This window comes from Rhodococcus sp. NPDC056516, from assembly GCF_042794655.1.
Classification (GTDB): domain Bacteria; phylum Actinomycetota; class Actinomycetes; order Mycobacteriales; family Mycobacteriaceae; genus Rhodococcus_F.
Map to the genome: position 1 here is coordinate 312331 of NZ_JBHTTG010000003.1, position 12655 is coordinate 324985.

Genomic DNA, 12655 nt, shown 5'->3' on the forward strand with positions numbered 1-12655 from the left:
GATACACGGGTATCTCGGTGACGTCACCGAGGCCGGATCGGCAAGGGGAGAGGTCATGACTGTTTCGAACATTTGGATTCTCGGCGGGTACCAATCCGACTTCGCACGAAACTTCACCCGTGAGGAACTCGATTTCGCGAACCTTGCCGAAGAGGTGGTGAACCACACGCTGGCCGCGGCGAAGGTTCCTGCCACCGACATCGAGGTGATTCACGTCGGTAATGCCTTCGGCCAGTTGTTTGCCGGCCAAGGTCAGCTGGGTGCGATGCCCGCCACAGTCCATCCGGAACTCTGGGGTGTGCCCTCGTCCAGACACGAGGCGGCATGCGCATCGGGCAGTATCGCGGTACTCGCCGCAATGGCAGACCTGCGTGCCGGCAATTACGACGCCGCTCTGGTGATGGGTATCGAACTGGAGAAGACAGTTCCGGGTGACGACGCAGCGGGTCATCTTGGTGCCGCAGCCTGGGTCGGACATGAAGGTGGGGAAGCAAAATTCATGTGGCCGTACATGTTCGATCGTGTGTCGAAGGAGTACGGGCGCCGTTACGGGATCGACGAATCTCACCTTCGCGCGATCTCGCAGATCAATTTCTCGAACGCGAAGAACAACCCCAACGCACAGACACGCGGTTGGTCGGTGCCCGATCTGCTCGGAAATGCGGGTGGTGACGACACCACCAATCCTGTTGTGGAAGGTGGTGTTCGACGATTCGATTGCAGTCAGGTGACCGACGGTGGTGCCGGGGTGGTGCTGGTGACGGACAAGTACCTTCGTGAGCACCCTGGTGCCGCGGCGACCCCTCTGGCTCAGATCGCGGGCTGGGGCCACCGCACCGTCGGTTTGGGCCTCGAACAGAAACTGGCGCGTGACGCGGAGAATCCCTACGTGATGCCACACGTTCGGGATGCGGTGATGGACGCCTTCTCTCGGGCCGGAGTCGATCTGACCGGGATAGACGGGATCGAAACACATGACTGTTTCACCGCGAGCGAGTATCTCGCGATCGACCACATCGGTCTGACGGCGCCTGGTGAGTCCTGGAAAGCCATCGAGAGTGGAGACATCGCCATGGGCGGCAAGCTGCCGATCAACCCGAGCGGTGGTCTGATCGGCGGCGGTCATCCGGTGGGCGCCAGCGGTGTCCGCATGCTTCTCGATGCGGCCCATCAGGTGACGGGAACGGCCGGTGGCTTCCAAGTCGAGGGCGCACACCGCTTTGCGACGCTCAACTTCGGCGGAAGTACGGCCACCACCGTCAGTTTTGTCGTCGACGCCGTTTCCTGAATTGCAGCCCAGTCTTTCCCTATCAGTCGAAAAGAGAAATCCATGGACGTCGAAATCGTAGGCAAGCTGTTGTCCACCCTTCCCGCCGATGACGATCACCCGTATCGCACCGGTCCGTGGCAACCGCAGACCACCGAGTTCAAAGCGGACAACCTCGAAGTTGTGTTCGGTGAGGTTCCGAAAGACCTCGACGGTGTCTACCTGCGAAATACCGAGAATCCGCTTCATCCCTCGATGAAGGCGTATCACCCCTTCGACGGTGACGGCATGATTCACATCGTGGGTTTTCGCGATGGAGAGTCGTTCTACCGCAACCGATTCGTGCGTACGGACGGCTTGGCGGCCGAGCAGGATGCCGGCGCTGCGTTGTGGGCAGGGCTCGCCGAGTCTCCCAAGCTCAGTCGCCCAGAGGGAGGCAAAGGTGCACGCACCCGGATGAAGGACGCGTCCAGCACCGACGTCGTGGTTCACCGGGGAACCGCTCTCACCAGCTTCTACCAGTGTGGGGATCTGTATCGCCTCGATCCGATGTCGGCGGAGACACTCGGAAAGGAAAACTGGAACGGCAAGTTCCCCTTCGAATGGGGTGTGTCCGCGCACCCGAAGGTGGACGACAAAACCGGAGAAATGCTGTTCTTCAACTACAGCAAGGAAGCGCCGTACATGCATTACGGCGTCGTGGACTCGGCCAACGAGTTGGTCCACTACGTCGATGTCCCACTTCCCGGTCCGCGCTTGCCGCACGACATGGCCTTCACGGAGAACTACGCGATCCTCAACGATTGCCCCCTGTTCTGGGATCCGGTTCTGCTCGAGAAGGGCGCGCACGTCGCGAATTTCCATCCCGAAATCCCGCTGCGTCTCGGAGTCATCCCACGCCGCGGAAACACCGCTGACATCAAGTGGTTCGAGGCCGATCCGACCTACGTCCTGCACTTCGTGAACGCCTACGAAGAGGGTGACGAAATAGTTCTCGACGGTTTCTACCAAGGTGATCCCGAACCGTCGGACAACGGCATGGGCAATCAGTGGGAACGCGCCTTCCGCTTCCTCGCTCTCGATCGCATGCAGACCCGGCTGCACCGCTGGCGATTGAACCTGGTCACCGGAGCTACGCGTGAAGAGCAGCTCAGTGACTCGATCACCGAATTCGGCATGATGAACGGGAATTTCGCGGGCGAGAAATACCGGTACGCGTACGCGGCTTCGGGTAAGCCGTCGTGGTTCCTGTTCGACGGATTGGTCAAACACGACCTGCTGACGGGCAACGAGGAACGATTCTCCTTCGGTGACGGTGTGTACGGCAGCGAGACTTCGATGGCGCCGCGTGTGGGTGGTACCGCTGAAGACGACGGCTATCTCATCACGTTGACCACTGACATGAACGAGGATGCGTCATTCTGCCTGATCTTCGACGCCGCCCGCGTCGGAGACGGTCCTCTGTGCAAACTTCGCCTTCCCGAGAGGATTTCGAGTGGTACGCACTCGACGTGGGCTCCGGGGGCCGAGCTCCGACGCTGGCAAAGTGCCGACACCGCAGCCGAAGCGGTCGGATTGTGACGGCCACGCCCGACTCGGGCTCCTGGGAGATCTTGCGGCAGGTGGTGATCGGCGCACGAGACCTGGAGAAGACCGGTCGGCAACTACGTGAAGCGCTGAATCTCGCTGCCGGATTCGCGGATCCGCTGCTCGAAGACATCGGATTGGCCGACGAGACCCTGGCCGTCGGGCCGCAAGCCTTTCTGGAGATCGTCGCACCGCTCGACGAGACTGTCTCGCTGGCGAGATGGATCCGAAAGGGCGGAGGGGAGGGCGGTTATGCACTCTCGATCCAGGTATCGAACATCGAGCCCTATCTGGAACGTGCAGTTGCGGCCGATGTTCGGACGGTGGCCGATCTCGAGGCCTACGGTCACCGGATCGTTCAGCTCCATCCCGGTGATCTCGGACTGCTCGTAGAACTCGACGAGATTCCCGACGCCGACGAGTGGTTCTGGGATGAGACGGAGAAGGAGGTTTCGGTCGATCCATGGGTCGACGACATCCTCGGCGTCGACGTGTCCTCTCCCGATCCGGCCAAGACGGCGGCACTGTGGGCTGAGGTGTTCGGAAAGAAACCCGTTTCGAGGCAAACACTCTCGATCACGCTGGGATCGCGCGTCGTGTCGTTCGTTCCAGGGGAGCGGTCGATGCTCAGTGCAATCGATCTGGCGGCGTCGAGCGGCGCGTCTGCCGTCGAGCCCGGTCTCAGTATCGGCGGCGTCGAGTTCCGGATTCACCCACGCTGAGCTTGCCTTATATCGAACGACAGAAAGCGGGGCCGATCGCTCGAAGCGATCGGCCCCGATTTCTTGTCATGGACTCAGGCGAAGTCCTGCCGCAAGCGAGTCTTGAGAAGCTTTCCACTCGCGTTGCGTGGCAGCTCCTCGACGAACCGAACTGCACTGGGGCACTTGAAGTGAGCCAGCCGCTTGCGTGACCACTCGATGATCTCAGCTTCGGTGGCACCAGAATCGCCGGCTCGAACGACCACCGCAATGGGAGTCTCACCCCAGCGATCGGAGTGAACGCCGACCACTGCGACCTCCCGGATTCCAGGGTGCCCCGAGAGAACGCTCTCCACCTCGGCGGGATAGACGTTCTCACCGCCGGAGACGATCATGTCCTTGAGACGGTCGTGGAGGTAGAGGTAACCGTCCTCGTCGAACGATCCTCCGTCTCCAGTTCGGAGCCAGTCTCCGTCCAACATGGTGGCCGCCGTCGCTGCCTCGTTGCGCCAGTAGCGCTTCATGACGTGAGCGCCGCCGATGACGACCTCGCCGCGGCTACCGACCGGGACGTCATCGAGCGTCACGGGATCGACGATGCGGATGGGTACGCCGAACATCGGCTGCCCGACGGACTTCAACCGATGCGCGGTCGACTCGTCGGTCGCCCGATGGTCGTCGGGCGTCAACATGGTGACGCCGCCGGTTGACTCGGTGAGTCCGTATGCCTGCAGGAAACTACATCCGAATACCTTCGTCGCATCTTGCAACAGGGGCAGTGGCATCGGCGCGGCTCCGTAGACCAGGAACTGCAGGGCACTCCAATCTGCCTCGCGCACAGCAGGAAGGGAGGTCAGGACGCTGATCACCGCGGGAACGGCGACCGCATGCGTGACCTTGTACTCCTGCATCAGCGCGACGAGTTCGAGAGGCCCGGCGATGGTCTCGAGAAGTAGAGCGCCACCGCTGAGCGTCGTGACGAGGGCAAGACCGAGCCCCGCGACGTGAAAGAACGGAACCGGGCACATAGCCACGGAGTCGGTGTCGAGATCGAGCAGGTGATACATGGTGGCGAGGGCTCGGCCGAGGTTGGCGCCGGTGAGCTCGATTCCCTTGGGGTGACCGGTGGTTCCCGACGAGTAGAAGATCAGCGCTGTGTCGTCGGGACGGCGCGACGACCCTGGATCTTCGTCCCCGACACCGGCCAGCCAGTCGTTCCACGAGACCGAGTTTCCGGCGCCGTCGACTGTGACGACGGTTCGGACGCTACCGACCGCCGCCGCGACGTCGGAGAGGCCCTCATCGCCTGCTCCGATGACGACGACGGTCGGCTCGCTGTTGCTCAGGATGTAGTCGACCTCACCCGGTGCCAGTCGATTATTGACGGCCGTCAGAATCGAGCCCATCTTCGAAGATCCGTACAAGGCGGAGAGGAAGGACGGTGCGTTGGCGCCGATGTACGCCACCCGGTCGCCGGGTCGAACACCATCGCGCAGAAGTGCATTCGCCACTCGATTGGCTTCGACGTCCAGCTCGCGAAAGCTGGTTCGACCGTCATCGGAGATGATGGCAGTGCTGTCCGGCGTCGCAATGGCCCGGCTGCGGAGTAGGTCTTCCAGATTTTGTACGGGACGTCCGTCGGGCAGGAGCGCGTTCACGGAAGGTTCAGGGGCGGAAGTTTCACGGGCGGAAGTTTCACGGGTGGCAGTCGAATCTACGGCCGTCGGCTGAGTTGTCATGCTGAATGCTCCAATCTGAAGGGGGCAAAGACAGGGGGTTCGAAAATGCCGGCGGGAGCGGCGAGTACATGCTCGACGGCGCGTAGTGCCGGGCCTGCGGTGATGAATTGACCGGCCGTGGTTCGACTGTTCGGATCTTGCGGTTCGACCAGATTGACGGTCATCACGATCTCGGGTTTGCCGAATAGGTGGACTTCCCATTGGTCCCGTTCCGCGTATTCCTCGCGATCGGGTTCCATGGTCCAGATGATGGCGAGGGTGAGGAACTGCTTTCCGTCGACCATTGCGTGCCAGCGCCATTCGGTGGTTCCGACGGTTCCGGCCGCAATGCGTCCGGCAGCGACGTCGAGATCCGTACGCGCGGGAAGCGCCTTGTGATCGGAGACGACCTCGTCGTAGGTGACGCCCAGGCGCTCGCACATGAACGCGATGGTCTCGAGGTACAGCGACGCGTACAGCGAGGGCAACGGCCCGGTTCCGTCCAGTTCCTCCGGGGGCGAGCCCATTCCCATGACGGTGAACGCGAAGTCGGGGTCGGGCATGCCGCGAGCATCGAGCACCTCGTCGATCGTGATTCGGTCGAGTTCGATCGATGTTCCCGTCAGAGCCAACGCCAATCGCTCGCCGATGACACCTGGGCTCACACCAACCCCGTAGAGCGTCGAATCGCCTTCCTTGCATGCTTGGGCGAACATGTGCTCGCGCTCGGTGCCGTGTGCGCGGGGGAAGTGCTGCCCGGCCGTCGTGATCACGTTGATCCCGGCTCGAAGCAGACGGCACAGATCGTCGTCGTGGCGTTCGTACGGAATCTGCAACCGCGGACTGTGGATGAGAACCTGTGGGCGCGAGCGGATGATCTCGTCCACGTCACGTGTAGCGATCACCCCCGTCGGTGCGCGTCTGGCGATGTCACCGGCGTCTCGACCTGCCTTGGCGTCGCTGTAGACGTACAGGCCGACCAACTCGAGGTCGGGACGATCGATGATTCCGCGCAGCGCCGTCTTGCCGATGGCGCCGGTCGCCCACTGGGCAACACGAATCGGATCGCTCATGATCGGGTGGTCAGTTCGCCGGCGAAGAGGAGCTTGCCCAGTCCGCGTTCGTACCGAATCGGGTCGCGGGCCAGGCGCGCACGTGCGTCGATTGCCATGAAATCGGTGTCGCACGTCCACTCGCCGCGTTGCATGGCGGCGAGTCCGGTTGCCGCGATGTCGAGGGGGTTTTCCTTGTGGCCCTGCACATGTGACGCCATGCGGGTGTCGACGCTGCCGACGATCAACGACGTGACGGTGATGCCGTGCGGTTCGAGTTCGGCGCGAGCGATTCCGCCGAGCGACAGAGCCGCCGCCTTGGCCGGTGAATAGCCACCCATGAAAGCGGTCGGAGCGATTGCGGCCACCGACAGGACGTTGACTATCGATCCTCCGCCACGGGCGGCGAGCACCGGCGCGAAGGCTCGGATCATCGTCAGAGGCCCGAAGTAGTTGACCTCCATCTCGGCGCGAGCGGCGTCTCGGTCGTCGGCCTCGATCAACCGATTCCCGGTGAACAGTCCGGCGTTGTTGACGACGACCGTGGTGTCACCGCACGCACTGGCCGCTGCGTCGACGAGTCCTGGATCGGTCACGTCGAGTTCGACGATGTGCACTCCCGTGGCTCGCAGCTCGGCCGGTGCCTCGTCGGGATTTCTCACCCCCGCATAGATTTTGGCTGCGCCCATCAACTTCGCCTGCTGGACGAAGGCCAACCCGAGGCCTCGATTGGCGCCGGTGACGAGGACGGTCGCACCCTCGACCGGAGTTCCGCGAAAGGTTGTCATGAGTTCTCCTGTGTCTGCCGGGTGTAGATGAGGTCGTCGGGAAATTTCTTGCTCTTCTTCAATGACGATTCGGGTGCGAGCATCCCGAAGATCCAGCCTTCGGTAGTGGCCATGTCGTGGTTCCAGTCCCACCGCAGTGCGCGGTGGCGGATTCCCCACCTGCCGTCCTCGAAGCCGAAGCGGTCGATCAAGCGCGCCGAGGTGAGTGTGTCGGCTATGCCGTCCGAGTGCTTGATTCGTGCGAATGCGAGCACGTAGGACTCGACCCGTGCGGTGTCCCCGTCGAGTTCGATCAAGACGTTGGTCAGGGCGTGGGTCGTCAGCGACCGCGGGTGCGTTATGGCCCCGGCGATGTGGTCGACGTACTCGTCGGCAGTGCCGGTGAAGACCCCGCCGTGGTCTTCGGTTGCGCCGGGTAGGTAGCACTGCCGGGCGTCCTCGACGTCGCCGCGATCTGCGGCTCGGAGGAAACGCGCCAGAACTTCGTAGATTTCCTGCTTGGCGACGAGGGCTTCGATCGGGCTGTACTCCCGAGTGCCCGGGCCCCCGCCGGTATCGACTTCGCGAATGTCGTTGGACCTCACGATGATGTCCCTTCTCGGCCCCGGAGCGGAGCCGCACGTTGACGGAGTGCCTCTGCTTACTGTAGTAATCTCTATCACACTGCTAATTGAAGTGTCACGAGGAGGTGAACCAATGCTTGGAACCACACCACCCGCACAACCCGCGAATGACCCGGTCGTACTCACGCTTTCCGGCGTATCGATCGAATTCGGCGGTGTCACCGCTCTCGACGACGTCGGCTTCGACGTCCGCGCCGGACAGATATGCGGGCTCATCGGACCCAACGGCGCTGGTAAGACCACGCTGTTCAACTGCATCACAAGGATTTACGAGCCGAGCCGGGGCGTCATCACCTGGCAGGGAACCGATCTACTCGGGCTGCGCCCCTATGCGCTCGCCTCGGCCGGGATCGCTCGAACCTTCCAGAATCTCGCACTGTTCAGCGGCATGAGCGTCTTCGACAACACCATGGTCGGCGGGTCGTCTCGGGGTCGCTTCGGACTGGCGAGCGGGCTTCTCGGCTGGCCTCCAGCGCGCGCTCGAGTCCGAGAACTGCGAGAGAAGGCCTGGTATCTGCTCGAACGCCTCGAACTCGTCGACGTCGCGAACGCACCTGCGGCAGGCCTTCCGTTCGGAACACTCAAGCGCGTCGAACTGGCGCGAGCATTGATGTCCGAGCCGTCGCTGCTCCTGCTGGACGAACCTGCCGGTGGGCTCACGCACAGTGAAGTCAAGGAACTGGGAGAACTGATCGTCTCCCTCCGCGACGATTTCGGCTTCGGTGCGCTTCTGGTCGAACACCACATGGGATTGGTGCTCGGGATCTCCGATCACGTTGTCGCCCTGAACTTCGGTCACAAGATTGCCGAGGGCACTCCGGCGCAGATCCAGCAGGATGACGCCGTGATCAACGCGTACCTGGGACGTGCCGCATGACGCTGTTGAAGGTCGACGATCTGCATGCCGGCTACGGGCGCGGCAATGTACTGCACGGGGTTTCGCTCGACGTCGAACCTGGTGGGGTCGCTGTTGTTCTCGGTGCGAACGGCGCCGGAAAGACCACCATGATGCGTGCGCTGGCCGGGTTGATTCCGCATCAGGGAACGATCACCTTCAACGGTTCGCCGTTGGGGTCCAAACCGGAACGCGCCGTGGCTGCCGGCGTGAGCCTCGTCCCGCAAGGCCGCGGAACTCTCGGTCAACTGTCCGTCCGCGACAACCTGCTCGTCGGCGCTGCGTTGCGTAAGGACAAGGCGGAGATCGCAGCCGACATCGAGCGGTGGTGCGAGACGTTTCCGGTACTCGGTCGTCGCTCGACGCAACTGGCGGGCTCACTCTCGGGCGGCGAACAGCAGATGCTCGCGGTCGCACGCGCATTGATGAGCCGTCCCACACTGCTTCTATGCGACGAACCCAGCCTGGGGCTGGCACCCATCGTCATCGCCGAATTGTTCGACACGCTCGGTGCGATCAACCGCAGCGACGGAACTGCACTGCTGATCGTGGAACAGAATGCCGACCTCGCAATGAAACTCGCGTCGAAGGTCTTCCTGCTCGACGTAGGCACCATCGTCGCTGCCGGAACGCCCGAGGAATTTCGTTCCGACGACGTCGTGCGCAGCGCTTACCTCGGGTACCAGGAGTAAACGGTGACACTCTTTCTCGAACGACTCATCTCCGGATTGACCAACGGGTCCATCTACGCAATTCTCGCCCTCGCACTGGTCGTGGTGTTCCGCGCCACCGGCACGATCAACTTCGCTCAGGGCGAGTTGGCCCTGTTCACGACCTTCGTGGCGTGGTGGCTCACGACGATGTCCTGGCCGATCTGGGGCGCGATCGGAGCGGCTCTCGCTCTCGGCTTCCTGCTCGGTGCATTGATGGAGCGCCTGCTGATCCGGCCGGTTCAGCGGAGAAGCGACATGGCCGTGCTGATCGTGGCACTGGGATTGTTCACCGGGCTCAACTCGTTGGCCGGAATGCTGTGGGGGAGCGATACGAAGATCATGCCGAGTCCGTTCCCCAACGGTCCGACCGATTACATCTCGGTGGGCGGTGCGCGTGTGTACGGCGACGCGCTGGGTGTACTCGTGGCGCTGGTTGTCCTACTTGTGTTGATGTCCTTGCTCTTTCGCAAGACCAGGGTTGGTCTGCACATGCGCGCTGTCGCGGACAACGCCGAATCGGCAACCCTGGCCGGAGTTTCGACCAGCCGGATACTCGCAATCGGTTGGGGTGTTGCGGCAGCGATCGGCGCACTGGCCGGTGTCCTGGTCACTCCGCTCTCGCCGCAACAACTCGGTCTCACGACCATGTTTCCGATCTTCATCGCAGCATCTGCGGCCGCACTGTTCGGAGGACTCGACAGTCTTGTCGGTGCCGTGGTCGGTGGGTTGACGATCGGTGTCCTGGAATCGATGCTCAGCGGCTATATTTCGGCCATCGGCGGTTCGCTTCAGCAGACATCCGCTCTGCTGATCATCGTGGTGATCCTCTTCGTCAGACCCAATGGACTGTTCGGAACCAAGAAACTGGAGCGAGTATGACGACGCTTGCCGAGAGAAATGAACCCGCCGTCGCCGAAAAGGCGGTCAGGCAGCCGCGTGTGGTGGTCGCCGGATCGACGTCGTACCGGTTACTCCAAATTGGTCTGTTGGTGGCAGCCGTCTGTGCTTTGCTTCTCGCTTCACAAAGTGCGCCGTTTCGCGTAGGGCAGTTCACGAGCGTCTTCATCATCGCGATTGCCATTGCGGGACTGAATATCGTCAGCGGATACACGGGACTGCTGTCGATCGGGCATTCTGCCTTCTTCGGCCTCGGCGCGTACACGACCGGCGTGCTGATCGTCGATCGCGGATACTCGCCGTTGACCACGATCCCGATGGCAGTCGTATTATGTTTTGTACTAGGGCTTCTCGTCGGTCTTCCGTCGTTGCGGATCAAGGGGCTGTATCTGGCTCTCGTGACACTCGCTGTCGCTGTGGCGTTTCCCGAAGTGATCCGCAAGACCGGCGATCTGACCGGTGGTGCTGCCGGAATGGTGGTTCGTGCAAATCTACTGGTCCCGCCGAAATGGACTGGTTTGACTCGCGCGGACACCTATCTCTGGATCTTCTGGGTGTCGGTCGTGACGCTGGCAATTGTCATGCTCCTGATTCGCAATCTCGTCAAGAGTCGATTCCGTCTGGCTATGGTCGCGGTGCGCGACAACGAGATTGCGGCGAGCGCAAACGGCATCAACGTCGCGCGGGTCAAGATTCTCGCTTTCGGGCTTTCCGGCGCGATCACCGGCCTGGGAGGTTCGCTCTTCACGATGTACATCGGCGCGCTCTCGCCGGAATCCTTCTCGCTGATGAAGTCGATCGAGTTCATCACCGGGCTGGTGTTGGGCGGAATCGCAACCCAATTCGGCCCGATCGTGGGGGCAACGGCAGTGGTGTTCCTGCCGTACTACACCGGAAGCGTCACCGACGGCCCCGTGTCGGGAGTGGTGTTCGGCGCGGTGCTTATCGCGATCGTGTTCTTGATGCCGGACGGAATCGTCGGCCGGATCAACAGCGTCCTACGACGATTCATCCTCGTGGTTCCCGCAGATCATCCCAAGTATCGCGAAGGCGAGCCTCGCGCCTGAACAACATCTCCCTCGCCCACTCTCGTTTCTCTCGACTCACAGCAAGGAACTGGACGACATGAAAAAGCAGACCACGATTCCCGCAGTCATCGCCGCTGCGGCACTACTCCTTACGGCCTGCGGAGGTAGCTCCGATGCAGAGAGCAACACGTCGACATCAGCCGGCGCAGTCTCGGTCGACGACTGCAGCGATCCCAGCGGTGCCGCAGCGCCGATCACCGACAAACTGACGGTGGGATGGAGTGGGCCGACGTCCGGCCCGCTCGCCGACGCCGTCGGCAACGTGATCGAAGGAATGCGAGCACGGTTCGAGGTGGCGAACGCGGCCGGAGGTGTCGGCGGTGTCAAACTCGACGTGGTGGTCAAGGACGATGCCTTCTCTCCGGAACGGGCCAAAGCCAATGTCGGAGAGTTCATTCAGAAGGACAAGGTCGACGTTCTGGGCACGTTCGGAGCCGGCCAGTTGAACGCCGTCGCGGACGATCAGACCACTGCCTGTGTGCCACTGCTGTTTGCGCAGGCAGGGATGCCGGAGTTCCGGGTCATCGAAGACTTCCCGTGGACAACGGAGTATCTCCCGGATCCGGGCATCGAGATGGAAGTAGTCGTCGAGAGCCTGAAGAAGAAGTATCCGGACGGCGCCAAGGTCGCATTGGCTACGAACCAGACCGAGTCGGGACAGGGAATCGCCAACGGCTTCAAGTCGGCGATCGAAGGAACCAACTTCGAGATCGCTGCCGAGGAGGCGTTGACCGACCCCAAGACGGCGGCATCGACCCTCAAGGCCAGTGGCGCCGAGGTGTTGGTGGTAGCTGGTGTCACCACTGACTGCCTCGCGATCACTCAGGCGATCGGACGTGTCGGATGGAAGCCCGACACCGTGATTCAGCCGTCGAACTGCGTCGACGGTGCGACCCTGTACGCGCCCGCCGGTGATGCTGCAGACGGGCAGCAGGTGATGGTGTGGCTCAAGGATCCCAACAACGCTCTCTACAAGGACGATGCGGCGGTACGTGACTACCTAGCGGGTGCAGCTGCTCACGGTGCCGATTCCCCGACCAACAGTTACACCGTGAACGGATGGGCCATCGGTGACCTGTTGGTGGACAACTTCACTCGGGCCTCCGAGTCTTCTGACGGACTCTCTCGCGCCACCATCATGAGTGCCGCGCGTACGCAGGACTACCACCCGCCGATGTTCATCGACGGAATCAAGTTCACCATGACCGCCGATCATGCGCTGGGCATCTTGGCATTCCAGCCGTTCGAGTGGAATGCCGCTACTCAGGCATTCGAGAAGCAGGGCGACGTGATCGACATTTCCGGCCGTTACGAGAACTGAGGCGA

The 12655-nt window shown here is 62.1% G+C and carries 12 protein-coding genes; 8 read left to right on the forward strand and 4 right to left on the reverse strand.

What is annotated here, in order from left to right:
- The first annotated feature begins 55 nt into the window (after positions 1–55).
- Genes ACFQ6Y_RS10755 through ACFQ6Y_RS10765 form a run of 3 tightly spaced genes read left to right on the forward strand, consistent with a single transcriptional unit; the run spans position 56 to position 3576 of the window.
- Positions 56–1288, forward strand: coding sequence for an acetyl-CoA acetyltransferase (locus ACFQ6Y_RS10755; RefSeq protein ID WP_378631839.1), 1233 nt, complete (start codon positions 56–58; stop codon positions 1286–1288).
- Between the two features lie 42 nt (positions 1289–1330).
- Positions 1331–2848 carry a carotenoid oxygenase family protein gene (locus tag ACFQ6Y_RS10760; RefSeq protein ID WP_378631842.1) on the forward strand — a complete coding sequence of 506 codons (1518 nt, stop codon included), beginning with the start codon at positions 1331–1333 and terminating at the stop codon, positions 2846–2848.
- Positions 2845–3576: a hypothetical protein gene (locus ACFQ6Y_RS10765; RefSeq protein ID WP_378631846.1), complete on the forward strand. Its 732-nt coding sequence runs from the start codon at positions 2845–2847 to the stop codon at positions 3574–3576. The genes ACFQ6Y_RS10760 and ACFQ6Y_RS10765 overlap by 4 nt, the downstream gene beginning before the upstream one ends.
- Positions 3577–3650: 74 nt before the next feature.
- Here the strand turns inward: ACFQ6Y_RS10765 and ACFQ6Y_RS10770 are convergent, their stop codons facing one another.
- The 4 genes from ACFQ6Y_RS10770 to ACFQ6Y_RS10785 are packed head-to-tail and all read right to left on the reverse strand — an operon-like array spanning position 3651 to position 7697.
- Complete coding sequence (locus ACFQ6Y_RS10770) at positions 3651–5294, reverse strand: long-chain-fatty-acid--CoA ligase (protein WP_378631850.1); 1644 nt, start codon at positions 5292–5294, stop codon at positions 3651–3653.
- Positions 5291–6346, reverse strand: a complete 1056-nt coding sequence (locus ACFQ6Y_RS10775; protein WP_378446350.1) for a dihydrodipicolinate reductase — start codon at positions 6344–6346, stop codon at positions 5291–5293. Before ACFQ6Y_RS10775 ends, ACFQ6Y_RS10770 begins: the two co-directional genes overlap by 4 nt.
- A complete protein-coding gene (locus tag ACFQ6Y_RS10780; RefSeq protein WP_378631854.1) occupies positions 6343–7113 on the reverse strand; it encodes an SDR family oxidoreductase in 771 nt (256 codons plus the stop codon). The genes ACFQ6Y_RS10775 and ACFQ6Y_RS10780 overlap by 4 nt, the downstream gene beginning before the upstream one ends.
- Positions 7110–7697, reverse strand: a complete 588-nt coding sequence (locus tag ACFQ6Y_RS10785; protein ID WP_378631858.1) for a nuclear transport factor 2 family protein — start codon at positions 7695–7697, stop codon at positions 7110–7112. Before ACFQ6Y_RS10785 ends, ACFQ6Y_RS10780 begins: the two co-directional genes overlap by 4 nt.
- Before the next feature lie 112 nt (positions 7698–7809).
- On the opposite strand from ACFQ6Y_RS10785, the gene ACFQ6Y_RS10790 reads away from it, so the two are divergent.
- From ACFQ6Y_RS10790 to ACFQ6Y_RS10810, 5 genes are read left to right on the forward strand one after another with little or no spacing between them, the layout of a single operon-like run.
- Positions 7810–8613, forward strand: a complete 804-nt coding sequence (locus ACFQ6Y_RS10790; RefSeq protein ID WP_378532487.1) for an ABC transporter ATP-binding protein — start codon at positions 7810–7812, stop codon at positions 8611–8613.
- Complete coding sequence (locus ACFQ6Y_RS10795) at positions 8610–9323, forward strand: ABC transporter ATP-binding protein (protein ID WP_378446353.1); 714 nt, start codon at positions 8610–8612, stop codon at positions 9321–9323. The genes ACFQ6Y_RS10790 and ACFQ6Y_RS10795 overlap by 4 nt, the downstream gene beginning before the upstream one ends.
- Before the next feature lie 3 nt (positions 9324–9326).
- Positions 9327–10223, forward strand: a complete 897-nt coding sequence (locus tag ACFQ6Y_RS10800) for a branched-chain amino acid ABC transporter permease (protein WP_378631863.1) — start codon at positions 9327–9329, stop codon at positions 10221–10223.
- Complete coding sequence (locus ACFQ6Y_RS10805) at positions 10220–11308, forward strand: branched-chain amino acid ABC transporter permease (RefSeq protein WP_378631868.1); 1089 nt, start codon at positions 10220–10222, stop codon at positions 11306–11308. The genes ACFQ6Y_RS10800 and ACFQ6Y_RS10805 overlap by 4 nt, the downstream gene beginning before the upstream one ends.
- A gap of 58 nt (positions 11309–11366) precedes the next feature.
- Entirely contained in the window at positions 11367–12650 is a 1284-nt protein-coding gene (locus ACFQ6Y_RS10810) for an ABC transporter substrate-binding protein (protein ID WP_378631871.1), read from the forward strand.
- The last annotated feature ends 5 nt before the right edge of the window (positions 12651–12655 follow it).

Bases quoted from the DNA above. Each gene is read 5' to 3' on its own strand.
- ACFQ6Y_RS10805 (WP_378631868.1), top strand. From the start codon at position 10,220: ATGACGACGCTTGCCGAGAGAAATGAACCCGCCGTCGCCGAAAAGGCG.
- ACFQ6Y_RS10760 (WP_378631842.1), top strand. From the start codon at position 1,331: ATGGACGTCGAAATCGTAGGCAAGCTGTTGTCCACCCTTCCCGCCGAT.
- ACFQ6Y_RS10770 (WP_378631850.1), bottom strand. From the start codon at position 5,294: ATGACAACTCAGCCGACGGCCGTAGATTCGACTGCCACCCGTGAAACT.
- ACFQ6Y_RS10775 (WP_378446350.1), bottom strand. From the start codon at position 6,346: ATGAGCGATCCGATTCGTGTTGCCCAGTGGGCGACCGGCGCCATCGGC.
- ACFQ6Y_RS10755 (WP_378631839.1), top strand. From the start codon at position 56: ATGACTGTTTCGAACATTTGGATTCTCGGCGGGTACCAATCCGACTTC.
- ACFQ6Y_RS10790 (WP_378532487.1), top strand. From the start codon at position 7,810: ATGCTTGGAACCACACCACCCGCACAACCCGCGAATGACCCGGTCGTA.
- ACFQ6Y_RS10810 (WP_378631871.1), top strand. From the start codon at position 11,367: ATGAAAAAGCAGACCACGATTCCCGCAGTCATCGCCGCTGCGGCACTA.
- ACFQ6Y_RS10795 (WP_378446353.1), top strand. From the start codon at position 8,610: ATGACGCTGTTGAAGGTCGACGATCTGCATGCCGGCTACGGGCGCGGC.
- ACFQ6Y_RS10780 (WP_378631854.1), bottom strand. From the start codon at position 7,113: ATGACAACCTTTCGCGGAACTCCGGTCGAGGGTGCGACCGTCCTCGTC.